Genomic DNA, 23,852 nt, shown 5'->3' on the forward strand with positions numbered 1-23,852 from the left:
TTAAACTGTGAACAGAGCATTGAAAAAGGAGCATTTATATGATGGAAACAACAGAAAAGTTAAGAGAAAAACCGATAAAAAGTTTATTTATTTCTTATTTAATACCAGCCGTTCTAGGAATGGTGTTAATGTCAGTTAATATTGTGATTGATGCGGTTATGATTAGTAGGGGAGTTGGAGCAAACGGATTAGCAGGAGTAAACGTGGCTATTCCAGCGTTTTCAATTTTCTTCTCTATTTCATTATGGATTGGAATGGGCGGGGCAACGTTATATTCCATTGCACTAGGTGAAAATAAATTAGATAGGGCAAGATCTATTTTTACTCAATCCATGACGGTAGCAGTAATTATCGTAGGTGTGTTAGCAGCGATTTGCTTATGGAGAATAGAAGATTTAGCATACTTATTCGGTGCAAACGAAGTGATTTTACCGTATGCGTTAGACTATTTACACGTGTTATTAACATTTGGAATGATATACGTTTTAGAAAATATTTTAAGTACATTTATACGAAATGATGGAAATCCTAATTTAGCAATGGCAGGGCTAGTTGTAACGGCTGTATTAAATATAGTGTTTGACTATATCTTTATTTTCATCTTTGGATGGGGCGTAACAGGTGCGGCTTCAGCGACTATTCTTTCAGCAGCGATTGGCTTCCTTGTATTATTAACGCACTTCTTTAGAAAAAGTAGTATTTTAAAATGGACGAAATTCCATTTTGAATGGGATACAGTTAAACAAATTATGATCATAGGTTTCCCGAGCTTTACAGCAGAAAGTACAGTAGCGATTGTTACGATTGGTTTTAATATTACATTCGTTCAATATGCAGGAGAAGTAGGAGTCGCTTCTTATGCGATGGTGAATAGTATTCATGCGATGACATTACTACTATTCTTCGGTGTTGGAGCAGCGTTACAACCGATCGCTAGTTTCCATTACGGGGCAAATTTATCAGAAAGATTACGTGAAGGATTGCAGTTTGCTGTAAAAATTGCAGTTGTACTTGGGGGCGTAGCAATAATTGTCGGATTATTCTTCGGGAAATATATTATTGGTCTCTTTGATGTCCAATCTCCAGAGTTATTGGAGTTAACATTAACGGGTATTAGCTTGTTCTTTATCCAATATGTATTTTTAGGCTATAACATTGTGTATGGAGAGTACTTCCAATCCGTGCGACAAACGACAAAATCAGTGCTGATTATAATGAGCCGAGGGTTACTATTTATTATTCCATTATTATGGATTATGCCAAAATTATTTGGGATAAACGGAATTTGGCTCGTTATGCCAGTAGCTGAAGTATTGACAGCGATTATTGTATTTACGATGAATCGTATGAAACATCCTGTTCCGTTAAATATGACAGGAAAGAAAGAAGCGATATAATGAAGAAAATCCCCTTGAGCAAGTAAGGGGATTTTTTTACTCTTTTAAACTAATCGCAAAAGATCCATCTGTTTCTTGAACAGACGCGAAAGCAACGCTTTTAATATTCGTGATGCCCTTTTCTTTTAATTCTTTATATAACCACTTTTCGTCCTTATGAATTAACTTTAAGTTATCGTATTGAATTTGCGAATCAACGATAAGGGCAATTGGTAATCCAGCATACGTAACATCTATGTTCAAATCTTTTGGAGTTAATGGTACAAGTTCACGCTTTGGTAAAATGCTAATGGCTCCGTTCGCTTCTAAAATAGCATATTCAATTTCGTGAACACTTGGATATCCTGCGACGCGAAGGTTAGACAGTAGTTCAGCGATTGGATATCTACTTTTTTGTAAGTTTTCAAAAATAATATCACCATGTTTAATTAAAATGATAGGGTGCCCGAGAATAAAACGATTTAGTTTGTTTAGTAAGCTTAATTTTGTAAGAAGCAAATGCAAACATGTAATAACGACCATACCGAGAAAAGCTTGCAAAGCACCAGAGACAGGTATGGCCTGAAAAGCTAAATAAGATAAAAAGATAATAGCACCAAAATCATGAGGAGTTAGTTGTGCTAAAGCAGATTTACCGAGCATCTTAAGTGATAGTAAAAACAAGATAAAAAAGAACGATACGTTACATAAAAAGAGAAGCAATAGGGACACTCCTTCGTGCAAAGTTGTACTTACTGTTCCCAAAAGGAATATAAATATTACTTTCTAGAGGATAAATTAGGGTGAATTGGAATTTGTCTGTATACAAACAAATAAATGGATATTATCATGAAAGAAGAAAAGAACATAGGAGTATATCGATATGAGAAAGAAGAAAATAATTAAGTATATGATAGGGATTATAATGGTTTGCTCTGTTTATGCGGGATTTTTACAATATAACATTTATAAGCATGGGCAAATGAATGCGGCCTATGATGCTGATTATATAATTGTATTAGGCTCGAAAGTAAACGGGACGAAACCATCATACTCCTTGCAATATCGTATTGATAAAGCAGCTGAGTATTTACAATCACATGAGAAAACAATTGCTATTGTGTCTGGAGGGAAAGGAAAAGGAGAAGATATTTCTGAAGCATTAGCAATGAAAAATGGATTAATGAAACTGAAAATTGCAGAAGACCGCATTATAATGGAAGATAAGTCAACGAGTACAGATGAGAATATTACATTCTTAAAACCGTTAATTCCGGACAATATGAAAAAAGGAATGATCGTAACAAACGATTTCCATATGTTTAGAGCGAAAAAAATAGCAGCAAAACAAGGTTTACAATTAGAAGGTCTTCCGGCAAAAACACCGAAACCAATCATCATTCCATCAAATGTACGAGAATATTTAGCGATTACACAATATTGGTTTATGAATCGAATATAGAAAAAGTAATCCCATCTGGAAGTCCAGTCGGGATTGTTTTTGATGAAAATCTTACAAATATGTCATGTTCATGAAAGGTAAAGCGATAGTTTCTAGAACCGATTCCTGACATAATGAAGATAACAAAAACTATTTAGAGGTGAATCGGATGAAAGGAAATAATATATTATCTTCACTATGTTACTTTAGTATCTTTTTTGCACCATTTTTACTGCCAATTATCGTGTACTTCGTTGCGGAGGATGAAGTGAAATACCACGCGAAAAAAGCATTTTGGTCACATATTTTCCCGTATGCGGTTTTATTTGGTGGATTAGCAGTATCGGGCATATATGGTTTAAGCTTCAATCAATCCGATGGTGCTGGAATTGGAATGATGATCACATATGCGGTGTTCATTCTTGTAGGGATTTATTACTTCATTTGGAATATCGTAAAAGGTGTTAAAGTTTTGAAAACAGCGTAATAAGATAAGGAATAATTCGGAGTGAATTTGTCGTTATTTGTCGGTAAGTCGATATCACTTGTCGAATCGTCGATATATTCGAAAAATCGTTGATATAGTGCAAGGAATCGTCGATATATTTAAATAATCGTCGATATAATTTCATGTACCGCATTGATAGACGTTTTAAAAAGAGCAATTCCAAAAGAATTGCTCTTTTTGTGCTTATAAGTTGTGAATATTGAAAAAGATATGTTAATTTTTCATTATGAAGAGAAAAAAGGAGTGTTTTTCATGAATGAGATCATACATAAAATGGAGCAACACGTTTCAGTTCGTAAATATAAAGAAGAATCAATTCCGAAAGATGTAGTAGAAAGAATGGTGCAAGCTGCGCAGCATGCCGCTTCCTCACATTTTGTACAGGCGTATTCTGTTATATATGTAACAGATCAAGACCTAAAGGCTAAACTAGCAGAGTTATCAGGAAATCGTCACGTGAAAGACTGTGCAGCATTCTTTGTTTGTTGTGCAGATTTAAAACGACTTGAAATAGCGTGTGAACAGCATAGTACAGAGATAAAACATGAAGGAGTAGAAGACTTTATCGTTGCAACGGTAGATGCTTCACTTTTCGCGCAAAACTTAGCGTTAGCAGCAGAGTCGTTAGGGTACGGTATTTGTTATATTGGTGGTATTCGTAATAATCCGAGAGAAGTGAGTGAATTGCTTCATTTACCGGATAAAGTATACCCTGTATTCGGAATGACGGTTGGCGTACCAGATGAAAATCATGGAGTGAAACCGCGTTTACCAGTAGCAGCAATCCTTCATGAAAATGGATATGATGAAAAGAGATATGATGAATTATTGAACGAATACGATGAAACGATGAGTTCGTATTACAAAGAAAGATCATCAAATAAGAAGAACGTAACATGGACGGAATCAATGAGTTCGTTTATGGCTAAAGAAAAAAGAATGCATATGAAAGAATTTTTAAGTGAAAAAGGATTTAATAAGAAATGAGTAAAGAGGCAAACCTTTGATACGGGTTTGCCTTTTTTTGAAGGAGAAACACCTAAGCACAGAAAGTTGTTATTCTTTCTGAACTTAGGTATTTTTATTTGCTATTATATACATAGAAATAAAAATTAATAATTTTTTACAAAAGTGATAGAAAATGAGAGTGAAATGCCAATAGTAAGTAAAAGCAGCTGCTAAAGGGGAACTGAGGAAGGAAGATGCTTATGATTTTCAATTCTGAAGAGGATTTAATTATAGCTATGAAAAAACATGATCAAGATGCTTTGAAAGAAGTGATTGATCAATATGGAAAATTAATTTTGTACATTATTCATAAATCATTAAGTACCCCTATTGAAAAACAATATGTGGATGATTGTTATAAAGATGTATTTACTGTCATTTGGTTTCATATCGACCAATTTGATACAGAAAAGGGAAACTTAAAATCTTGGATGATTGGTATTACTAAATTAAAGGCATTGGAATATAAAAAGAAAGTATATAAAGAGAATACAATCGATAAAGACGTCGAAATAGATACAAGTGTCCATGATAGGTATGAAATAGAACAAGAAGAAGAGATTATGGAAATAGTTCAAGATTTAAATAATAAAGATCGATATATCTTTTTAAAGAGGTATATTGATGGATATTCTATTGACGATATTGCGAAAGAATTAAAAGTAACGGCGGATTATATATACAATCGAATTTCTCGTGGGAAGAAAAAAATTCAAAAACTGTGGAAAGGGAGTGTGTAATATGGATAAAAGATTATTATCTATGTTAAATGAACTCCAATATTCAGAGGAAGAAATTGCACGTTTAGAGAAAGAAGCGAATGAGTCTATAAATATAGATAAGTATTATGTAAAAAACGGGGAATTATTAAAGAAATTAACGATGCAAATGTTGGAAGAATCAGTTCGGAAAGAGTTGCAAGAAGGAGAAGAAATCGAGTGTGAAATATTAGTGGAAGAAGGAGGGGTTGTTAATTCTAAAGTTATACCGAATATATTCACGGCAGGTGCTACTTTTTATTATTACATTGTTTTAACTAATACAAGGTTACAAATTATAGCGTTAGATTGTTATTTTAAAAAGTTGAATGAATACAATGTACTAATAAACTCAATTCAAGCAGTTTCGCAACATAAAAAAATGAAAAATGTATATGGAATTAAAATAAATAACAATTATATACAATTAGGAAGTAAAGAGTATAATCAAGAATTAACAATTTTAATTGAAAAGCTAAAACAATGTGGAGTGAAAGAAGAGAGATATAAAGAATTTGAAAAAAGTTGGATGATTTTTTTCAATGTGTTTGTAATAGCGATAGCTGGGCTTTTAGTTTTTAAATATTTAATGTGAAAATAAAAAGCGGCATAATAGCCGCTTTTTATCGTTTAGTTAGTATTTTATTTATGATTTTGTATCTCTAAAATATGTTTCTTATTTTTGATGTAAAATACTCCACCGTACTTAATAATATAAAGCATCTATTATCTTGAAAAACTTACTTATAACAAATGTAAACTTTCAATAAGAAGATACATACCCGTACAACTCAAAAGGATATACGTAAATATTTTGAAAATCCGTTGATTAAGCCATTTGAAAATAATTTGACCTATATACAAACCTAGAAATACGATTGGAATAGCGTAAAAACTTGATTCCCAAATTGTTTTGTTTGTGCCAGTAAAGAGTATTTGAGTTAGTAGACTAATGAAATATATAAACAGATAAAAAGCTAAAGTAGTTGCTCTCAATTTCTCTTTTTTCGTATCAGTTCCTGTAAAGTAAAGTAACAGGGGTGGTCCTGGCATACCGATACTTGTCGTTAAAAGACCAGATAATCCGCCAACGATGAAATCTCTAGATTTTGTTGATTGAATCTTAAAGTTGCATATTAGCATCAACGTTAATAGTAAGAGCAGGATGCTAATTGCTAATTTAAATGTGTTGATGTTAATGGAAGTGAAAATTAAAATACCAAAAGGAACACCAGCTATACTTCCGAATATTAATCTTTTCAGTAGAATAAAATCAATGTCCATTCTTATTTTCCAAATGAGTGATATGGAAATAATTAATGATAAAATGATATTTATTTGTATAGCTTCTTGTGGTAGAAATAACATGAGTAAGAAAGGTGTTGCCATAATAGAAAAGCCAAAACCTGTACTTGTTTGTAAAATAGAAGCTACTAATATAATACATATGAAAATGAATATAATCTCCAAAATAGCCCTCCTACATAATCAGATCCAATACATATTTTAACATAAAGTGAAACTTTAATCAGTGGGGGGCTTACTGCCCTTTAATACGGGAAAAAAGCGGCTAAATAGTCGCTTTTTATGTTGCATTTAATATTCCAATGATGACCCTGTAGCTTTAAAATATTTTTCTCGTGAAGGCGTCATTACACGGATTGCTAATAAACAGGAGAGGAAAAGAATGAGTAATGAGCTGCTTATTACAGTGATTTGAACGGAAAGAAATTGTGCGGATGCCCCAATTGCTAAAATGAAAAAGATTTGGATGAAATTTTTTATGGAATCAAATACGCTATCAATACGTCCTATCATATGTACAGGGATGTTATTTTGATAAAATGTTATAAAGCCAGTACCAGCAAATGATGAAGAAATGCCAAGTAAAATGAAACCACTCGCTGCAACTATAAATGAATTTGAAAAGGCGAAAATTACATAGCCTATTGCTGTGAAAATCATACCTAATCCGATACAATGTTGAATTGGTAATCGTTTAGCAAAGAGAGAAACAAGAAATGAACCGAAAACGTAAGCAGCACCAGTTATACTAACAAGCATGCTATATTCTATATTGGATAAAAACAGTACTTGTCTTGTGAAAACAACTTCTTGTGAATCGAGTGCCATAGAGACAAGCATAGTAGCTTGAAATAAAACGAATATGAGAATAATGTAACTTTCAGTTCGAGCGAATGAAAAAACTTGTTTCCAATCACTTCGTAATGTTTGTACAAAAGTATTTGCAACTTCTTCGTTTTGTTTTGTTTGTAGTGTAATGTTTGGCAAGAAGTAAATGAGAATGGTAGAAAGTAGAAAGGAAAGTGAGTTGCAGTAAATCACAAAGGATGCTGAGTACGTGGTGAGAAGTATTCCAGCAAGAGCTGGACCGATAATAAAAGCCCCGTTTGTAAATAAGCTATTCCAAGCGTTAAATTGAGCGCGTTCTTCAGCTCGTATGAGCATCGTTTTATAAGTGAATGAAGCTGGATCGAAAAATGATGTAGCGATGCGAGTTAAAAAGATAAAAATATAAATGGCCCAAATAGAATCAAATAGTGGAATACAGCCAATAAGAGCTGCCCGAATTATATCTGTGATGAGCATAATGGACCGTTTGTTTAATCGGTCTACTATACTACCAGACCATATTTTTGTAACAACGGTGGCAATTGGACCTACAATCCATAATCCTGCTACAGCAGCAGGGGAGTTTGTGCTATTTAACACCATTAAGTTTAGGGCGATGAGATACATAAAATCACCTAAACGAGAAATTCCTGTTCCCGACAATAATAATAATTTATTTTTCATAAGCAGTTGGACCTTTCTTTCATTGTTTTTTAATCCTGCAGGAAATAGCGTATTCCTCTTCGGAGTTTGATTGACGAGCGGTTTTGTTTTCCCAGCGTAATAAAACTTGTGTAACTTCCCAAGTAAGTTGTTGTAATTCCTCTGGAGTTAAAAATAAATGAGATACAATATGACTGCCTGTATTCGTTCCTTCTGTGCCGCTTTCTTCAATATAGAAATGAGCAGATTTTGCCTTGTAATATTTTTCAATAATTCCTCGTTTTTCTTTCATGTCTACTAATTCAAGTAACCCTCCATCATATAAAATTTGAACGTGATAATGTACGCTACCAGCAGATTTATTTAGTTTAGTAGCTACTTGTTTTGCAGTGAGTGCCTCGTCTTTTAAAAGGTGAAGAATTTGAATGCGAGTTGCATTAGAAATGAGCTTCTGCTGCTCAGCTGAAATAGTAAGTCTATCGTCAAACATTATGGCATCTCCTTTCTTATAATCTAAATTTATTGTACATTCTAAAAAATTAGAACGTAAGGAAAATAAATCGCCTTTTTCCTTTATGTTTCGACATAAATAAAAATAGCATGTATATAAACATGCTATTAAGTGTTAGTAGATTCTTCACTCAGTTTCCCACGATAAAACAGGTAAAGCCATATAAAACTAACAAAAATACAGCATAGAGCTAATAGGCTACCAATAATTTGCGGAGAAAGAATTTCTAAAAGCGCTCCCGTAAAAAACATGGATAACTGAATAAGAGATCCGTAAATGGAATAATGGAATGAAAAAACTTTACCCATCATATTTTCCTTCGTATAAGTTTGAAGTAATGTCGTATCAAGTGGAACGATGATTCCTCCTACTATACGCATACAGAATAATGTAATGATACCGATAATAAGTTAATTGGACAAAATGAATCCGAGAAAGAAAATTCCTTGTAGGAAATAGGCCCAACCGAATGCTTTTTTCATTTTTTCTTTATTATGAGACATATAAAGATTAACGAGGAGGCTTCCAATCATAAGCCCAGCCCCTTGAACCGTATATAAAATTCCAATGTTGGTGTGGAAAATTTTTTCGGCATAGATCGTTAGAAGTAGCTGATAAGCGCCTCCAATAATACCCCATGAAATGCCGACAAGAATTAACGTTAAAATTATTTTTGTTTGTAATATGTATGTATAACCATCTTTTATATCAGTAAAAAATGCTTTTTTCTTGCTACAAGTATCATGAGAAGGAACACTCATATTATAAATAAAATAGGCTGAAATAAAGTATGATAGGCTATTTACTAAAAAAGCGAACTCAATATGTAAAGATTGTACAAGGATTCCGCCTAAAGAAGCACCCATAATAGACATAAAACCATTAATTGTACTAGAAAGAGAGTTAGCAGTTACGAAATGATTTTGGTGTACGATATTTTTTAAGGTTGCTTGTTTAGCTGGCTCAAATAAACAAGAAAGTACGGATAAACATATGTTAGAAATGAAAATAATTTCAATTTTATATAGTGCAAATAAGTAAGTGAGGACGATTATGCCTCGTGAAATATCAGTAAAAATCAGAATCTTCTTTTTAGGGAAACGATCTACAATCCCGCCTATGAATGGACTAAGAAGAAGCTGTGGTAAACCTTTATTTATCAAAGTAAGGGCGACCATAAAAGGCGATTCCGTTATGCTGTAGACAAATGTTAATAAAGCTACCGTATGAAACCAATCTCCAAGTACACTTAATGTTTGCCCATAAAATAGCTTATTGAAGTTTTTATTTATTTTAAGCAGTGTGGAATAAGAAACTGACATAAAAGATTAATCCTTATGTAATAATGATGCTTGAACTTGTTTCTTCCATTCACTTAAATACACTTTCTCCTCTGTAGGAAGTCCAACAGGTAATTGTGCAATTAATTCTAAACTATTTCCGTCAGGATCGTTAAAGTATACGGCGGCATGCGCTAATTCTGGAAAAACAATCGGTTCAATTGGTTCCATTCCAAAATCTTTTCGTGCTGAAATGCCTTTTTGATTTAGCCAATGAATCGCATTTTCTAAATCATGTAAGCTTACTTGAAAGGCGATGTGTCGTAAAGAGGGATGATAATTAACTTTGTATTCTGTGCCTTCCCAAAGACCGAGCCAACTTTCGTTTTCTTTAATCCAAAAGAAAGCAATATCATCTCCTCTTTTATATAATTTCAGTCCAAGTGATTTATAAAAAGATATTGATATCTCTAAGTTACTGACAGGTAAATGTGCTTCGTAAAGACCTTTAATCATTGTACTCCTCCTTAGTAAAATATTTCTTATTTCATAGTAAACTTTTTTTATTAGTTGAAATCACAAAATAGGGGGATATCACTTCATACGAAAGTATGAAAAAACAGCTCAAATATGAGCTGTTTTCGTATAGTTTTTCGTTCATTTGTTAAGGATAGGATATATTAGTATCCGTATCCGCCGCCACCCCAGCAGCTACAACCGATGATGATTAGAAGGATGAATAGTACGATAAGCAAAGCAAATCCACCGCCGAAACCAGCGCAACTTCCACCATAGCTCATATGTTTTCCTCCTTTTGAATAAGTTAATCTATATAATTCATGGACTACTATATACAGTATGTTTTTTGTGTGGAAAAGGAGCCAGTCTCTTTTGTAATTAGACAAACGCCTGTATGGTTATTTTGATTGTATATTGTGCTAGGGGTATGTGAAGAAATCGTTATATACTTTGCGATTTGTTCATAAAAAAATATAAAAATTGTAAAAAAAACCATTTTTATATTTTTTTATGAGAGGATTTGTACTATAATTTTACAAGTAATATTATGGGAAAAGGGAGTTTTAGTAAAGAGATGGAGATGGGAAAATTACACAATAAAATAGAAAACAAAAAGAAAGAGCTAATCCAACTTGTTGCTAGACACGGATTGGATCATGATAAAGTTTTGTTATTTAGCCGAGATTTAGATATACTTATTAATAAGTTTATGAATGTAAAAGATAAATTGCATAAATAATTTGTAGTTTTTTATATTAGGATATTTTGCGAAAAAGGAGAGAAAATTATTTGGAACATTTACAAGAAGAGTTATATAAACAAATAAAAGAAGAAAAAGGTATTGTTACAGTTTTTTTAAAGAGTGGCGTTAGAATAGTAGGAGAAATTGTTGCGATAGACAAATTTACCGTTTTAATGTTAGTTGATGGAAAACAACAACTGATTTACAAGCAGGCTGTATCAACGATAATGAAATAAGACACTCAATTTGAGTGTCTTTTCATTATCGTTTGCAAGCTTCCACGTTAATACCGGCAGCTAGTAATTTCTTTTCTCCATCTTGTTCAATCATTTTTTGTAATTTAGATAGGAAAGAATCAAAGTTTGTATGCTTTGCCACTTGGAATGTCATTTTATGCTCAATTGGTAGCCACGTATCAATATCAGCTTCGTTATGCTGAATTTTCACCTCAAGCTTATCAAGTGCGTTGGCAACTTTTGCTTCGTACGTTTCTTTCGCTTCAAACTCCATCCATAAATCATATAATTCCTCACCGAGAGAACCTTTTAATGTTCGTTTAATATTTAAAATGGCTTCTTGCTCATTTTTTTGTTTTTGTAATTGTAATTCATGACTATTCATTGTATCAAAAGCAGGAATATCACCAGCTTCAGCTTCGACTAGGTCGTGAATGATAACCATTTTAAGTAATTTTTCAATATTTACTTTTTGATCTAAATAAGGCTCGACTAAAATGGCCATTAGAGACATGCGCCACGTATGTTCAGCAACGCTTTCTTGACGTCCGTTAGAAAGCCAGCTATGTCGCATTTCATATTTTAGTTTTTCTGCTAGTGCAATGACTTGTAAAATGTTATGTTCCATCGTGATCCTCCTCATATTTCCATACTATAATTCTAATATGGAAATGAAATGTGTCAATTCTATGAGTATATTGCGATAAATAGATGATGAGCGTATAATACTTATTATATGTGAAAACGCATTATTAAAATAAAAAAATGTTTTATAAAAATGAAAAGGGAAGGTCCGGAATATGGGAGATGAAAATCAAGTGTTTGCTAGACCAGAAAGAAAAAAAAGGAAGTTTGATATTTCTAGCCCAGTGGGCATAATAGTAGGTTTTGCTATTGTAATAGCAGCAATTATGATTGGCGGCGGCGGAGTAAAAGCTTTTAAAAACTTTTTAGATGTTTCATCTATTTTAATTGTAATAGGGGGAACAACTGCGACAATTGTTGTGGCATATCGATTTGGAGAAATAAAAAAATATACGAAAAGTATTTTTACTGTTTTACATAGAAGAGAAGAAGATTTAGAACAGTTAACGGATTTGTTTGTCGATTTTTCGAAAAAGTCTAAAAAACACGGCCTACTTTCTTTAGAAGTTGATGGAGAGCAAGTAGACAATCCTTTTATTCAAAAAGGAATTCGATTAATGTTAAGTGGTTACGATGAAGATGAATTAAAAGAAGTGTTAATGAAAGATGTTGAAACGGAAGTGTATGAGTTAAGAAAAGGGGCAGCATTATTAGATAAAATTGGCGATTTCGCTCCAGCTTGGGGCATGATAGGGACTTTAATCGGTCTTATCATTATGCTTCAAAACTTGCAAGACACATCGCAGATTGGTACAGGGATGGCAGTTGCGATGTTAACGACATTGTATGGGTCAGTACTTGCAAATATGATTGCAATCCCTCTTGCTGAAAAGGTGTATCGTGGTATTGAAGATTTATATACAGAGAAGAAGTTTGTTATTGAAGCGATTTCAGAATTATATCGCGGTCAAATCCCTTCTAAATTAAAGTTGAAACTCGATACATATGTATACGAAACAAAGATAAAAAAAGTAAAACGAGCAGCCTAATATTTCAAGGAGTGGTATGGTGATGATGAAACGACCGCAAAAGGGATCGCCTCGTTGGATGACGACTTTTACAGATTTAACGATGTTATTATTAACTTTCTTTGTATTACTAGTTGCTACATCAAAGCAGGATGCAGTAAAATTGTCAAAGATGCTTGAAAAGTTTAGTGACGTGGAGCAAGTAGATGCAAAAGTAATGGAAAATACAATACCAGATATTTCACATGAAAAAAATGATGAAAAAATGGTCTCGAAAAAAAGAATGGATGAATTATATAAAAAGTTAAAAGCATATGTAGATAATAACGGTATTAGTCAAGTGAATGTATATCGAGAGGATACGGGAGTAAGCGTCGTTATAGTAGATAATTTAATATTTGATACAGGTGACGCGAACGTTAAACTAGAAGCGAAAGAGATAATAAGTCAATTAGTTGGGTTTTTCCAATCAGTACCAAATCCGATTGTTGTTGAAGGGCATACAGATAGTAGACCGATTCATAATGACAAATTCCCTTCTAACTGGGAGCTGTCTTCAGCAAGAGCAGCAAATATGATTCACCACTTAATCGAAGTGTATAATGTGGATGATAAAAGGCTAGCTGCGGTAGGATATGCAGACACAAAGCCAGTTGTACCAAATGATTCACCGCAAAATTGGGAGAAAAACCGTCGCGTTGTCATTTACATAAAAGAATAGTATATTATCATTTTAATAATAAAATAATGAAAATACGAAAATTCTTTTAAAAAAATATTAAATTTTATCATTTTATTTTGTATAATGAGTGAGAATGATAAGGTGAAATATTAAGATATATTTATACATAGAAGGAGAGAATTAAAAAGAATGGCACATAAAATTTTAGTTGTAGACGATGCGATGTTCATGCGAACGATGATTAAAAACTTATTAAAAAGTAATTCTGAATTTGAAATTATTGGTGAAGCAGAGAATGGAGTAGAAGCAATTCAGAAGTTTAAAGAACTTCAACCGGATATTGTAACATTAGATATTACTATGCCAGAAATGGACGGACTTGAAGCGTTAAAAGAAATTATTAAAATTGATTCAAGTGCAAAAGTTGTTATTTGTTCTGCAATGGGACAACAAGGTATGGTATTAGATGCAATTAAGGGTGGAGCAAAAGACTTTATTGTAAAGCCGTTCCAAGCGGATCGAGTAATTGAAGCTTTAACAAAAGTAGCAAACAGCTAATATAGAAGGGGTGCCACAAGGAATCTAAACATTGATAGCGGATATGCGTGTGGCCCCCTTTTTTCTTGCTATAAAACACTAAATTGTTATACATAAATGAAATGTTTGTTAGACAGGTAGGGGATGAAAATGCAAACAGATCTATTAAATATATTTTTTGAAGAATCAGAAGAACATTTACAATCGCTAAATGAAAATGTGCTAACTTTAGAACAAAATCCCACTGATATGGATGTTGTGGGAGAAATATTCCGCTCAGCCCATACATTTAAAGGTATGTCAGCGAGTATGGAATTTACGGAAATGGCGGATTTAACGCATAAAATGGAAAACGTTTTAGATGAAATTCGTCATGGGAATATAGTTGTAAATGCAGAGATTATTGATGTGATTTTTGAGTGCATTGATAATTTAGAGAAGATGGTTGCAGATGTGCAACAAGGCGGAATGGGCAATATTGATGTAATTACAACTAAGCAGAAATTAGAAGCATTATTGAATGGCAATGTAGAAACTCCTGCGGAATATATTGAGCAAGAACCTATAAATAATGATAATGCAGTTTCGCATGAAGTGCATATAACTGTTGAGCAACATGCTATTTTAAAAGCAGTACGTGCAATTATGTGTATTGAAGCACTGCAAAATGTAGGTAATGTACAAAAAACAGTTCCAAGTATTGAAGAAATTGAAGCGGATGCTTTCGGGTTTGAGTTCACAGTATTTATGGATACTGATCAAAGTGAAGAAGAATTAAAACAAGTAGTGCTTCATGTTTCTGAAATTGAGAAAGTAGAAGTGAAGCAAGGACATACATTAAAAGAAGTAGTCTCGAAAGAATTGGGTACACAAGAAGCCGTGCAGGAAGATTTACAAGCGGCTACGCATGTGGAATCAACTAAAGAAGTATCGAAGCAATCAGCTAATGCTACACCTGCTAAAAGCGCTGCAAAAACGAAAAATGGTAAAGTGGAAAATCGTTCCATACGTGTTCAATTGGAAAAAATTGAAAGATTAATGAACATGTTTGAAGAAAGTGTAATTGAGCGTGGTCGTATAGATGAATTGGCACAAGCAATTCAAAATAAGGAATTAATTGAGCATTTAAATCGATTAGGCGATATTTCAAAAGATATTCAAAATGTACTACTAAACATGCGTATGGTACCAATTGAAACGGTATTCAATCGTTTCCCGCGTATGGTACGTATGTTAGCGAAAGATTTAGGGAAGAAAATCGATTTACAAATTACAGGTGAAGACACCGAAGTTGATAAAATTGTTATTGATGAAATCGGTGACCCACTCGTCCATTTAATTCGTAATGCAATTGATCACGGTGTTGAAACTGTTGAACAACGTCGTGATGCAGGGAAAAATGAGACAGGTACGATTAAATTAGAAGCGTTCCATAGTGGAAATCATGTCGTAATTCAAATTACGGATGATGGAAATGGAATTCATAAAGGGAAAGTATTAGAAAAAGCGATTAAAAATGGTGTTGTAACAGAATCTGAGGCAAATAAATTAACGGATCGTGAAGTATTTGATTTGATTTTCCAACCAGGATTTAGTACAGCTGAAGTTGTATCAGACCTTTCTGGGCGTGGCGTTGGATTAGATGTAGTGAAACATACGATCCATAGTTTAGGTGGACATTTAATTATTGATTCTGAAGAAGGAAAAGGTAGTACATTTAGAATTGAACTGCCATTAACGTTGTCCATTATTCAATCTATGCTTGTTCAAACGAATGATAAACGTTATGCTTTCCCTCTTGGTAATATTGTTGAAGCAATTCGGATTAAGAGAGAAGACATCCAATCCTTACAAGGAAAAGATGTGTTAAATTACCGTAATCAAATTATTGAAGTGAAGCATTTAAGTACTGTATTTGGTGAGAAAACAGTAGATGAGGCGTTTGCGTCATATGATGGTCAAATGGTTCCTGTGTTAATTGTTCGTAATACACATCGCAGCTATGGACTTATTGTAAACACAATTATCGGTCAAAGAGAAATAGTCCTAAAGTCATTAGGTGACTTCTTTGCAGAGAGTTCTAATTATTTCTCTGGTGCGACAATTCTCGGTGATGGACGAGTGGTCCTCATTTTAAACCCAGAAGGTTTATAATAGGAATGAAGGAAAGCTCCCCACTTGTATACAATTGGGGAGCTTTTTGGTTAATCGTTACTAATCTAAAAATGGGAATAAATACATATTAACGTTTTATATAATAAGTTTGTTAAAATAAAATGAGAGTTTATATCATTTGATAGAAAAACAGAAATGAGGAGGCAGAGAAAATGCCTGAGCAACACACAAAAGGGGATACGAGCACAATTGTGCTAGAAAAAGAAAATGAGCATTTAACGCCTCAAGAATGCGATATTCTTGGCGAAATTGCAAATATATCATTTGGTTCAGCTTCGACTGTATTATCAACAATCTTAAATAGGCAAGTAAGCATTACTGCTCCTCGCATAGAATTGGTAGATTTATATGATTCAAGCGACGTCGAAGTTCCACACGTTGTATTAAACATTCATTTTACAAAAGGATTAGATATGGAAAACCATCTTGTTCTTAAGCAAGATGTTGCATTATCCATTGCTGATTTAATGATGATGGGAACAGGTGAAGTAGAAGACGGAAAAGAACTTGGTGAATTAGAGCTAAGTGCTGTACAAGAAGCAATGAATCAAATGATGGGGTTCGCAGCTACATCTATGTCTGAATTCTTCCAAGATACAGTAGATATGTCTCCGCCGACAATTAAAGTTGTAAAGTTATCAGAAGAAATGGAGAAAATTTCTGAGATTGATGGGAATCAAACGATTGTTAAAGTATCATTTGATTTAAAGATAGATAATCTTGTAAACTCTAAACTTGTGCAAATTGTTTCAGTTGAACATGCGAAACGAATGGTAAATAAATTAATGCAATTATCTGGTGGAGTAGAAGAAAAAGACGAGCCAGCGGAAGTAGTGGAAACTGAGATTGTAGAAGAACAAGTTGAAAAAGAGCATTTAACACAAGAAGAGAAAGATGTCCTTGGGGAAATTGCAAATATTTCAATTGGTTCCGCTTCAACAGTATTGTCAACACTTTTAAATCAGCCAGTTACAATTAGTACGCCCAATGTAGAATCAATCAATGTTCGTCATTATGACGGAGTACCAGTCCCATTTGTTATTTTAAATGTTGATTTTGTTGAAGGACTAAAGAATGAGAATGTATTCGTATTTACGAAAGATGTCGCTTTAACAATGGTAGATTTAATGATGATGGGAACAGGGGAAGTTGATTCAGAGAAAGAACTTAGTGAATTAGAACTGAGCGGTATTAAAGAGATCATGAACCAAATGATGGGGCACGCTGCAACGGCGATGTCAGAAATATTTCAAGAAAAAATGGACATGACACCACCAAATGTTAAATTCGTAACGTTAAAAGAAGAAATGGAATATTTGGGAGAGTCAATGAAAGTAGACGAACTCGTCCAAATTACGTTCAACCTTGAAATTGGCGACCTGCTTCAATCGAAAATGTATCAAATTTTACCGATTTCAGAAGCGAAAGAAATGGTAAGAAGACTTCTATATCCAATGATGGAAGAGGAAGAAGAGATTGTTACGGAAGAAATTGAAGAAGAAAAAATTGTAGAACCTGTTGTGCAACCTATTGAATTTAAAGAAGTAAAACAAATGGAACCAGTATACATGGACACATCCATTTTACAAAATGTAGAAATGAATGTGAAATTTGTATTTGGAAGCACAGTGAAAACAATTCAAGATATTTTAAGTTTACAAGAGAATGAAGCGGTTGTATTAGATGAGGATATTGACGAGCCAATTCGTATTTATGTAAATGATGTATTGGTGGCGTATGGTGAACTTGTAAATGTAGATGGATTTTTCGGAGTAAAAGTGACGAAATCGCTATAAGTCGTTGAAATAGGAGTTTGAGCTAGTAGATGAAAAACGTAAAGTTTTTTCTAATGAGCTGGTTATTCATAAATGTGTGTCTGTTCTTCCCTCTGCAAAGTCAGGCGGAAGAACAAATTGAGCCAGATCAAAAACTAAATGAAATGAATGTACAAGAAGAAAACAAAGAAGTTCAAGAGCAGCCAGAGCAAGTGGAAGTGAATCAAGGTAAAGAGCAACAACAAGAAGTAGTAAATGAACAAGAGGTCGAAAAAAAGATAGAGACGGATCAAGGGGTTATTACAGTAAATAAGTCGGAATTAAAAGTTGGCGAAGAAGTGCGAGTTATTGTAGAGCCGAAAGAGCAAAATGTTCAAAGTATAAAAGGTATTTTGCGCTTGCCAAAAAACGGCGATCAGTATGAACAAGAAAGAATGCTATCGTTTAAGTATGAAGAGGGAACAAAGCGATGGATTGCTAACTACAAGGTCGAAACTTTTGATTTGCAAGGTGATTGGAATCTTCAGCTCATTCAAAGTTCTAAAGAAGCTGAGAAAGAAGAGCTTATAGAAAATGAAGTGAAAGTCCCATTTATTCGTATAAATAATGACACGCCAACAATAGATAAAGAACTGCCGAAGTTGCATAAAGTTACTGTTGACGAGGCGAAAGAGAAGCTAATTGAACGGAAACAAGGCGATTCTATACGTGTGCGAGTGAAGGCGACAGACGGAGAATCAGTTGTGAAAGAGGTTCGTGTTACATTAAAAGGGAAAGAAAATAAAGAAATTACATTTTTATTAGATTACAATAAGCGCGACATGGATTGGCAAAAAGTATTTGAAATAACGGATGCGTTGCCAATCGGGACATACGAAATACTTGTAGAGATAGTAGATGCGGCCGGCAATAAACTGGTTGAAGAAAGTGAGTATATCGTTTCTATTTTGGAGCAAAAACCAGAAGAGGATAAAAAGGTAGAAGAACGAGAGAATGAAGATAAATTAGAAGATAAGAAAGAAACTGAGGAGCAGGAAGAATCGAAAGTAGAGATTCCACTTCTGGAAGAAAAACCGCCAGTTGTTCAAATTCCGAAGCAAGATGAGAAAATAAACGATTTTATAAAAGAGCCGCTGAAAGAGAAAGAAGAAATTACTTACTTTATAAAAGAGCCGTTGGAAAATCATAAGGAAGTAAGTGATGGAAAGGCTCAAAAAGAGAATAAAAGTAGAAATGACAATGGAGTCGTTTCGAAAAAGAAAGAACAAATAGAAGAACCGCAAAAGAAAAAAGAAGACAGTAGCGAACAAGGAGTACAAGCTTCTAATGTGTTTGCTATTATGTCAGGTTTATTCGTATTGTTTTTAGTTTTAAAGAGTAATAAAGAATGGGGCTAATTATTTCATCGTAATGGAGGCGCTTAAATGGAAATTAAACGTACGACAATTGAAAATAAGACGCTACAACCATTAAAACAGCCTGCAGCTATTTCAGAACATGAGATTCAGAAAGAACGAAAACGTAGTAACCTAGTGTTTACTGGACATTCTAAAATCATTATGAAAAATAATGAAATCGGAATTTTACTTGCTAGTTTAGGTGATGGAAAGATTGTGAAAGAAATGCTTTCTAAAGAGATGGATACAGTGTTACAACTTTTTAAAAAGTTACACACGCTATCTGGAGAAGGAAAGCAAACCGAAAAAGTATATGAACAAATAATGAGAAGCTTGCAAGGGCTTGTAAAACAGGCGCATATAAAAGAACTTCCTTTGTTAGATGGAACGTATGATTTCGCTGAAGTACAACTATCATTTGGCAGAAAGGTACATATTCCGTTGCTAGATGTAAGTGCACTCCTTTCTAGCGTGGAGAGTGATTCATCAGAAGGAAATATAAATTTAATGGTAACGGTTATTACTGCTTACATAACGAAATTGTCTAACGAAACTATTTTAATTAGCGTTACAGATCGCACTGCTAAAGAGCGGGATGTAAGTGTATGGAGAGCGCTCGCAGAAATGAATATGACACAATTATCACAGGCGTTGAAACAAACGATGCAAGAACATAAATGGTCAATGACGTTTCTTTTTCTCTTTATATGGGTTGTTTGTATTATTTTAATTCGAGTTATATAAAAAGGTCGTCACTTTACATTGTGACGACCTCTTTTATATTTTTTCGTAGAAGAATGTATCAAATCTCTGAAGATTATAACGTTCAGGTGTTAAAATTTGTTCTGTGCTACCAACAAATAGTACGCCGCCTTTTCGTAAAGAACGACTAAACTTTTCATAAAGTTTTACCCTTGCTTCTTCAGTAAAGTATATCATTACGTTGCGACAAATGATTAAATCGTAATTTGTATCGAACGACTGCATTAACAGGTCGTGTTGTTTGAACGTGACGTTTTGCTTAATATTTTGATGTAATGAATATATATCATTTTCTTTTGTGAAATGACGCTCTTTCAAATCGATAGGTAATTCTTTTAAAGAACGTTCTGTATATTGACCGCGTTTTGCAGTTTCTAAAATGTGAAAATCAAGATCTGTTGCTTGTATTTCAAAACGAAATGGAGCTAGATGCTTCGATAAAATCAAAGAGAGTGTATATGGTTCTTCACCGGCAGCGCAAGCGGCACTCCACACTTTTAATTTTCCGTTATTTTGTTCAAGTAATTTTGGTAGTGCTTTCGTCTCTAACGTTTGCCAACGTTCTTTATTTCTAAAAAATTCTGAAACGTTAATTGTAATATAATCAATAAAACTTAAAAATAAGTTTTGATCGGTACGTAAATTGCTTAGAAAACTAGTGTAGTTCTCAAAGCCCTTTCTCGAAATAAAAGCGTCGATTCTACGACGCATTCTATCTTGTTTATATGAAGCGATATCCATATTGAATTGTTGTTTAAAACTCGCGATAAAATGATCATAATCTTGTTCAATTATCATATTTATAATAGGCACAATAACGATATTGTGCCTCCCCCTTTACATCATACGGATTTTTTGTTCAAAGTTTTTTTTCATCTGTTTTTCATGTAAACCTGGTAAATCATAAATAACAGCATCAATCCCAGCTTCTTTTGCAATATCAACGGGAATGACAGATGTATGCTTGTCTCCGTTATAAAAACAGAGAACTAAATCGGTATCTTCAATAATTTGTTTAACAAAAAACATATAATCTGATCGGTAAATAGAGTCGGAAGGATGATCAAAAGCAACATACTCGGCTCCGTGTGTTTTTAAATAATCAACGATTTCTTGAAATTCATCTGTTACTGCTTGAAACGGTTGTAGCGTGTAAAGGCATAAATTTTGAGCGAGTCTTTCGTTTTCGACGAAAAAACGAAGTACCTCATTTTCAATAGATTTATAACATAATATGTAAATTTTATGTTTGTGAGCATAGTCAGTTAAAAATTTTTTAATTTCTTCTTGATCTAATGCTGTTAATTGATTTGAACCACAAAGAAAAATATTCATAGAATTGTGCCACCTCATGCTAAATTGTAACATATCTTCTATAAAAAATAACTGCAAAATATTAGTGTTCAGAGTATAATTATAAATAACTAGATTTTACGATTAACTTTAGGAAGAAATAAAAAAATAAAAAGGTGATATATATGCTGCGTTCTATCTCACATAATCCAATTTTATCGCATATACCGCCTGCTACTCAAATGCCGAAAGAAGCAAATGTCAGGACAGGACTTGCATTTTCGGATAATTTGCATGCAGATCCGAAAAAAGATAAATTGCTAGAACAAATGGAAGCATTTGTCGATAACATTGGAGAAATTAAAGAGAAAATTGAAATGGAATTAACACTTGATAACGTAATGGAATACAAAAATACAGTAAAATCATTTTTGAATTTTTACGTTGACAATGTATTGCAATATAAAGATGTCATGTCTCGTCATCCACGTTATGGATATTCACAGAAAATGACGATTGTGAAACAGGCGGAAATGGGATTAAATGAGTTAGAAGATGTTATGAACTTAATTAATACGAAAACAGGACATTTAGAAATGTTAAATCAAATTGGAGAGATCCACGGTTTAATTGTAAATTTAGTCTTGTAAAAGGAAGGAAGCTATATGTACATACAATTATATGAAAAGCTTGTTATTATTCAAAAAGCATATGAAAACATTCACACGCTTGGTGAACAAATATATGAGAATTTAAAAAATAAAAATGTAAATGCAGTTCAAAAGTTACAAGTAGAGCAATTGCATTATATTGAGGGTTTAAAACAATTGTCGAGATCATTTGAAGAAATGGTTGTTCAGTTTTGTAAAGAACAGGGAATGGAATCATTTCGCATAAGTGCGTTATTTTCGTATTTTTCTCAGGAAGAAATTGAAAAAATGGAAAAATTACAAAAAAACTTAACGGAATTAGAAGAGAATGTAAAAATGCTTCTTTTGAAAAATCAATATTACTTAAACGTACTATTAAAAACTACAGAAAGTATTGTGGATTCTGTTTCTGAATATAACTTAGAACGAAACAATAATTCGCAAATCTTTATGAACGAACTATTGTAAAGGGGAAGTGAAGCATTATGAGATTATCTGATTATAATACTCCGCTATCGGGTATGTTAGCGGCACAAATGGGATTACAAACGACGAAACAAAATTTGTCTAACATTCATACACCTGGATATGTGCGTCAAGCGGTGAATTTCGGTTCTGTTGGAGCAAGTAATGGGCATACGCCGGAACAAAGAATAGGATACGGTGTACAAACGTTAGGTGTTGATCGTATTACAGATGAAGTGAAGACGAAACAGTTTAACGACCAATTATCTCAGCTTTCTTACTATAATTATAAAAATTCGGTTTTATCAAGAGTAGAGTCTATGGTAGGAACGACAGGGAAAAATTCACTATCTAGTTTAATGGATGGATTCTTTAATGCTTTTCGGGAAGTTGCAAAAAATCCGGATCAATCAAACTATTACGATACATTAATTTCTGAAACTGGGAAGTTTACAAGTCAGGTAAATAAACTTGCGAAAAATTTAGATTCAGTAGAAGCACAGACGACAGAAGATATTGAAGCGCATGTCAATGAATTTAATCGTCTTGCAGCTAGTTTAGCAGAAGCGAATAAAAAAATTGGACAAGCGGGTACACAAGTGCCGAATCAACTTTTAGACGAGCGAGATCGTATCATTACAGAGATGTCTCAGTATGCCAATATAGAAGTATCTTATGAATCTATGAATCCTAATATCGCAAGTGTTAGAATGAATGGTGTTTTAACTGTAAATGGACAAGATACATATCCGCTCCAATTAAATAAAACGAAAGAACCAATGTCTGTTGAAATTTACGGTTCGGAAATTCCTTTAACTAGTGGTGCGATAAAATCAGCGGTCGATACGAAAGGGCAGATTGCTAGTTATAAAAAAAATCTTGAAGACTTAATGAGTTCAGTAAAAAATGAAGTAAATACAGTGATGGGAAAAGAGTTCTTCGTTGGAGATTATGCGAAAGAGTTGAAATTAAATCCAGAATTCGCGAATGATTTTTCGAAAATGAAAATATCTGCTGAAACTGCAAATAAACTGGCAGGAATTACAGATGACGATTATAAAGAGGGACTTTCTTATAAAAAAGCATTAGACCAATTCATAGTTGGAGTAGCGTCTGATAAAAGTGCAGTGAATGCTTATCGAAGTATTCATGGAGATTTATTAGAAGGTATTCAGCAAGAAAAGATGAGTATCGAAGGCGTGAATATGGAAGAGGAAATGGTTAATTTAATGGCCTTCCAAAAGTACTTCGTAGCGAATTCTAAAGCTATTACTACGATGAATGAAGTGTTTGATAGTCTGTTTTCGATTATCCGATAGGGAATAGTA

General features: G+C 33.5%; 27 protein-coding genes and 1 pseudogene. 18 read left to right on the top strand and 10 right to left on the bottom strand.

Features of this window, described 5'->3' with window-relative positions; genetic code table 11:
- The first annotated feature begins 41 nt into the window (after positions 1-41).
- The gene (locus QCI41_RS26710) at positions 42-1,397 is read left to right on the top strand and encodes an MATE family efflux transporter (protein ID WP_353838795.1); all 1,356 of its coding nucleotides are present in this window, start codon (positions 42-44) and stop codon (positions 1,395-1,397) included.
- A 36-nt stretch (positions 1,398-1,433) separates the two neighbouring features.
- Here the strand turns inward: QCI41_RS26710 and QCI41_RS26715 are convergent, their stop codons facing one another.
- Positions 1,434-2,099 carry a DUF421 domain-containing protein gene (locus QCI41_RS26715; RefSeq protein ID WP_000923941.1) on the bottom strand — a complete coding sequence of 222 codons (666 nt, stop codon included), beginning with the start codon at positions 2,097-2,099 and terminating at the stop codon, positions 1,434-1,436.
- A gap of 160 nt (positions 2,100-2,259) precedes the next feature.
- Here QCI41_RS26715 and QCI41_RS26720 point away from each other — a divergent pair, with 160 nt between their 5' ends.
- The 5 genes from QCI41_RS26720 (at position 2,260) to QCI41_RS26740 (ending at position 5,686) form a co-directional block, all read left to right on the top strand.
- Positions 2,260-2,838 (top strand): YdcF family protein, encoded by a 579-nt coding sequence (locus QCI41_RS26720; RefSeq protein WP_353836262.1) that lies wholly within the window; start codon positions 2,260-2,262, stop codon positions 2,836-2,838.
- 148 nt (positions 2,839-2,986) lie between these two features.
- Complete coding sequence (locus QCI41_RS26725) at positions 2,987-3,304, top strand: magnetosome magnetite crystal formation protein family (RefSeq protein ID WP_098149870.1); 318 nt, start codon at positions 2,987-2,989, stop codon at positions 3,302-3,304.
- 273 nt (positions 3,305-3,577) lie between these two features.
- A complete protein-coding gene (nfsA, locus tag QCI41_RS26730) occupies positions 3,578-4,312 on the top strand; it encodes an oxygen-insensitive NADPH nitroreductase (protein WP_353836261.1) in 735 nt (244 codons plus the stop codon).
- A gap of 215 nt (positions 4,313-4,527) precedes the next feature.
- A complete protein-coding gene (locus QCI41_RS26735) occupies positions 4,528-5,073 on the top strand; it encodes a sigma-70 family RNA polymerase sigma factor (protein ID WP_353836260.1) in 546 nt (181 codons plus the stop codon).
- Position 5,074: 1 nt separating this feature from the next.
- On the top strand, positions 5,075-5,686 hold the full coding sequence (locus QCI41_RS26740; protein WP_353836259.1) for a flagellar motor switch protein FliG: 612 nt from the start codon (positions 5,075-5,077) through the stop codon (positions 5,684-5,686).
- A gap of 149 nt (positions 5,687-5,835) precedes the next feature.
- Here the strand turns inward: QCI41_RS26740 and QCI41_RS26745 are convergent, their stop codons facing one another.
- The 6 genes and pseudogenes from QCI41_RS26745 to QCI41_RS26770 all read right to left on the bottom strand — a co-directional run bounded on the left by QCI41_RS26745 (position 5,836) and on the right by QCI41_RS26770 (position 10,478).
- Positions 5,836-6,561, bottom strand: coding sequence for a sulfite exporter TauE/SafE family protein (locus tag QCI41_RS26745; protein ID WP_353836258.1), 726 nt, complete (start codon positions 6,559-6,561; stop codon positions 5,836-5,838).
- A gap of 126 nt (positions 6,562-6,687) precedes the next feature.
- Positions 6,688-7,908 (bottom strand): MFS transporter, encoded by a 1,221-nt coding sequence (locus tag QCI41_RS26750; RefSeq protein WP_353836257.1) that lies wholly within the window; start codon positions 7,906-7,908, stop codon positions 6,688-6,690.
- A 19-nt stretch (positions 7,909-7,927) separates the two neighbouring features.
- On the bottom strand, positions 7,928-8,377 hold the full coding sequence (locus QCI41_RS26755; RefSeq protein WP_353836256.1) for an ArsR/SmtB family transcription factor: 450 nt from the start codon (positions 8,375-8,377) through the stop codon (positions 7,928-7,930).
- Between the two features lie 128 nt (positions 8,378-8,505).
- Positions 8,506-9,720 (bottom strand): annotated as a pseudogene (locus QCI41_RS26760) (MFS transporter).
- Positions 9,721-9,726: 6 nt separating this feature from the next.
- The gene (locus QCI41_RS26765; protein ID WP_088092759.1) at positions 9,727-10,194 is read right to left on the bottom strand and encodes a VOC family protein; all 468 of its coding nucleotides are present in this window, start codon (positions 10,192-10,194) and stop codon (positions 9,727-9,729) included.
- Positions 10,195-10,358: 164 nt separating this feature from the next.
- The gene (locus tag QCI41_RS26770) at positions 10,359-10,478 is read right to left on the bottom strand and encodes a YjcZ family sporulation protein (RefSeq protein ID WP_000120179.1); all 120 of its coding nucleotides are present in this window, start codon (positions 10,476-10,478) and stop codon (positions 10,359-10,361) included.
- Positions 10,479-10,717: 239 nt separating this feature from the next.
- On the opposite strand from QCI41_RS26770, the gene QCI41_RS26775 reads away from it, so the two are divergent.
- Positions 10,718-10,936 carry an aspartyl-phosphate phosphatase Spo0E family protein gene (locus QCI41_RS26775; protein WP_002108625.1) on the top strand — a complete coding sequence of 73 codons (219 nt, stop codon included), beginning with the start codon at positions 10,718-10,720 and terminating at the stop codon, positions 10,934-10,936.
- 50 nt (positions 10,937-10,986) lie between these two features.
- Positions 10,987-11,175 (top strand): RNA chaperone Hfq, encoded by a 189-nt coding sequence (gene hfq, locus QCI41_RS26780; RefSeq protein ID WP_000400662.1) that lies wholly within the window; start codon positions 10,987-10,989, stop codon positions 11,173-11,175.
- Positions 11,176-11,200: 25 nt separating this feature from the next.
- Here the strand turns inward: hfq and QCI41_RS26785 are convergent, their stop codons facing one another.
- The gene (locus QCI41_RS26785; RefSeq protein WP_353836255.1) at positions 11,201-11,803 is read right to left on the bottom strand and encodes an HD domain-containing protein; all 603 of its coding nucleotides are present in this window, start codon (positions 11,801-11,803) and stop codon (positions 11,201-11,203) included.
- A gap of 172 nt (positions 11,804-11,975) precedes the next feature.
- Between QCI41_RS26785 and QCI41_RS26790 the strand changes: the two genes are divergently transcribed.
- The 7 genes from QCI41_RS26790 (at position 11,976) to QCI41_RS26820 (ending at position 20,098) form a co-directional block, all read left to right on the top strand.
- A complete protein-coding gene (locus QCI41_RS26790; protein ID WP_353836254.1) occupies positions 11,976-12,809 on the top strand; it encodes a flagellar motor protein MotP in 834 nt (277 codons plus the stop codon).
- Positions 12,810-12,831: 22 nt separating this feature from the next.
- On the top strand, positions 12,832-13,509 hold the full coding sequence (locus QCI41_RS26795; protein WP_353836253.1) for an OmpA family protein: 678 nt from the start codon (positions 12,832-12,834) through the stop codon (positions 13,507-13,509).
- 150 nt (positions 13,510-13,659) lie between these two features.
- Positions 13,660-14,028: a response regulator gene (locus tag QCI41_RS26800; RefSeq protein ID WP_000940570.1), complete on the top strand. Its 369-nt coding sequence runs from the start codon at positions 13,660-13,662 to the stop codon at positions 14,026-14,028.
- A 129-nt stretch (positions 14,029-14,157) separates the two neighbouring features.
- Positions 14,158-16,161, top strand: a complete 2,004-nt coding sequence (locus QCI41_RS26805; RefSeq protein WP_215562945.1) for a chemotaxis protein CheA — start codon at positions 14,158-14,160, stop codon at positions 16,159-16,161.
- Positions 16,162-16,334: 173 nt separating this feature from the next.
- A complete protein-coding gene (locus tag QCI41_RS26810) occupies positions 16,335-17,978 on the top strand; it encodes a flagellar motor switch protein (protein ID WP_353836252.1) in 1,644 nt (547 codons plus the stop codon).
- Positions 17,979-18,007: 29 nt separating this feature from the next.
- A complete protein-coding gene (locus QCI41_RS26815; RefSeq protein WP_353836251.1) occupies positions 18,008-19,354 on the top strand; it encodes a transglycosylase in 1,347 nt (448 codons plus the stop codon).
- Between the two features lie 27 nt (positions 19,355-19,381).
- On the top strand, positions 19,382-20,098 hold the full coding sequence (locus QCI41_RS26820; RefSeq protein ID WP_064449892.1) for a hypothetical protein: 717 nt from the start codon (positions 19,382-19,384) through the stop codon (positions 20,096-20,098).
- A 33-nt stretch (positions 20,099-20,131) separates the two neighbouring features.
- On the opposite strand, the gene cheR is transcribed toward QCI41_RS26820, so the two are convergent.
- Complete coding sequence (cheR, locus tag QCI41_RS26825; protein ID WP_000582890.1) at positions 20,132-20,914, bottom strand: protein-glutamate O-methyltransferase CheR; 783 nt, start codon at positions 20,912-20,914, stop codon at positions 20,132-20,134.
- Positions 20,915-20,953: 39 nt separating this feature from the next.
- Positions 20,954-21,451, bottom strand: coding sequence for a hypothetical protein (locus QCI41_RS26830; RefSeq protein ID WP_001020104.1), 498 nt, complete (start codon positions 21,449-21,451; stop codon positions 20,954-20,956).
- Between the two features lie 143 nt (positions 21,452-21,594).
- Here QCI41_RS26830 and QCI41_RS26835 point away from each other — a divergent pair, with 143 nt between their 5' ends.
- The 3 genes from QCI41_RS26835 to flgK are packed head-to-tail and all read left to right on the top strand — an operon-like array spanning position 21,595 to position 23,843.
- The gene (locus QCI41_RS26835; protein ID WP_000946323.1) at positions 21,595-22,059 is read left to right on the top strand and encodes a YaaR family protein; all 465 of its coding nucleotides are present in this window, start codon (positions 21,595-21,597) and stop codon (positions 22,057-22,059) included.
- 15 nt (positions 22,060-22,074) lie between these two features.
- Complete coding sequence (locus tag QCI41_RS26840; protein WP_061673254.1) at positions 22,075-22,527, top strand: hypothetical protein; 453 nt, start codon at positions 22,075-22,077, stop codon at positions 22,525-22,527.
- Positions 22,528-22,544: 17 nt separating this feature from the next.
- The gene (gene flgK / locus QCI41_RS26845) at positions 22,545-23,843 is read left to right on the top strand and encodes a flagellar hook-associated protein FlgK (protein ID WP_097857356.1); all 1,299 of its coding nucleotides are present in this window, start codon (positions 22,545-22,547) and stop codon (positions 23,841-23,843) included.
- Positions 23,844-23,852 lie beyond the last annotated feature (9 nt).

The sequence above is a fragment of the Bacillus cereus group sp. MG4 genome (assembly GCF_040460055.1).
In the GTDB taxonomy this organism is placed as follows: domain Bacteria; phylum Bacillota; class Bacilli; order Bacillales; family Bacillaceae_G; genus Bacillus_A; species Bacillus_A wiedmannii.

Bases quoted from the DNA above. Each gene is read 5' to 3' on its own strand.
- QCI41_RS26840 (WP_061673254.1), top strand. From the start codon at position 22,075: ATGTACATACAATTATATGAAAAGCTTGTTATTATTCAAAAAGCATAT.
- QCI41_RS26740 (WP_353836259.1), top strand. From the start codon at position 5,075: ATGGATAAAAGATTATTATCTATGTTAAATGAACTCCAATATTCAGAG.
- QCI41_RS26725 (WP_098149870.1), top strand. From the start codon at position 2,987: ATGAAAGGAAATAATATATTATCTTCACTATGTTACTTTAGTATCTTT.
- QCI41_RS26770 (WP_000120179.1), bottom strand. From the start codon at position 10,478: ATGAGCTATGGTGGAAGTTGCGCTGGTTTCGGCGGTGGATTTGCTTTG.
- QCI41_RS26805 (WP_215562945.1), top strand. From the start codon at position 14,158: ATGCAAACAGATCTATTAAATATATTTTTTGAAGAATCAGAAGAACAT.
- QCI41_RS26755 (WP_353836256.1), bottom strand. From the start codon at position 8,377: ATGTTTGACGATAGACTTACTATTTCAGCTGAGCAGCAGAAGCTCATT.
- QCI41_RS26765 (WP_088092759.1), bottom strand. From the start codon at position 10,194: ATGATTAAAGGTCTTTACGAAGCACATTTACCTGTCAGTAACTTAGAG.
- nfsA (WP_353836261.1), top strand. From the start codon at position 3,578: ATGAATGAGATCATACATAAAATGGAGCAACACGTTTCAGTTCGTAAA.
- QCI41_RS26830 (WP_001020104.1), bottom strand. From the start codon at position 21,451: ATGAATATTTTTCTTTGTGGTTCAAATCAATTAACAGCATTAGATCAA.
- QCI41_RS26720 (WP_353836262.1), top strand. From the start codon at position 2,260: ATGAGAAAGAAGAAAATAATTAAGTATATGATAGGGATTATAATGGTT.
- QCI41_RS26835 (WP_000946323.1), top strand. From the start codon at position 21,595: ATGCTGCGTTCTATCTCACATAATCCAATTTTATCGCATATACCGCCT.
- QCI41_RS26710 (WP_353838795.1), top strand. From the start codon at position 42: ATGGAAACAACAGAAAAGTTAAGAGAAAAACCGATAAAAAGTTTATTT.
- QCI41_RS26800 (WP_000940570.1), top strand. From the start codon at position 13,660: ATGGCACATAAAATTTTAGTTGTAGACGATGCGATGTTCATGCGAACG.
- cheR (WP_000582890.1), bottom strand. From the start codon at position 20,914: ATGATAATTGAACAAGATTATGATCATTTTATCGCGAGTTTTAAACAA.
- QCI41_RS26790 (WP_353836254.1), top strand. From the start codon at position 11,976: ATGGGAGATGAAAATCAAGTGTTTGCTAGACCAGAAAGAAAAAAAAGG.
- flgK (WP_097857356.1), top strand. From the start codon at position 22,545: ATGAGATTATCTGATTATAATACTCCGCTATCGGGTATGTTAGCGGCA.
- QCI41_RS26820 (WP_064449892.1), top strand. From the start codon at position 19,382: ATGGAAATTAAACGTACGACAATTGAAAATAAGACGCTACAACCATTA.
- QCI41_RS26815 (WP_353836251.1), top strand. From the start codon at position 18,008: ATGAAAAACGTAAAGTTTTTTCTAATGAGCTGGTTATTCATAAATGTG.
- QCI41_RS26795 (WP_353836253.1), top strand. From the start codon at position 12,832: ATGATGAAACGACCGCAAAAGGGATCGCCTCGTTGGATGACGACTTTT.
- QCI41_RS26750 (WP_353836257.1), bottom strand. From the start codon at position 7,908: ATGAAAAATAAATTATTATTATTGTCGGGAACAGGAATTTCTCGTTTA.
- QCI41_RS26785 (WP_353836255.1), bottom strand. From the start codon at position 11,803: ATGGAACATAACATTTTACAAGTCATTGCACTAGCAGAAAAACTAAAA.
- QCI41_RS26810 (WP_353836252.1), top strand. From the start codon at position 16,335: ATGCCTGAGCAACACACAAAAGGGGATACGAGCACAATTGTGCTAGAA.
- QCI41_RS26735 (WP_353836260.1), top strand. From the start codon at position 4,528: ATGCTTATGATTTTCAATTCTGAAGAGGATTTAATTATAGCTATGAAA.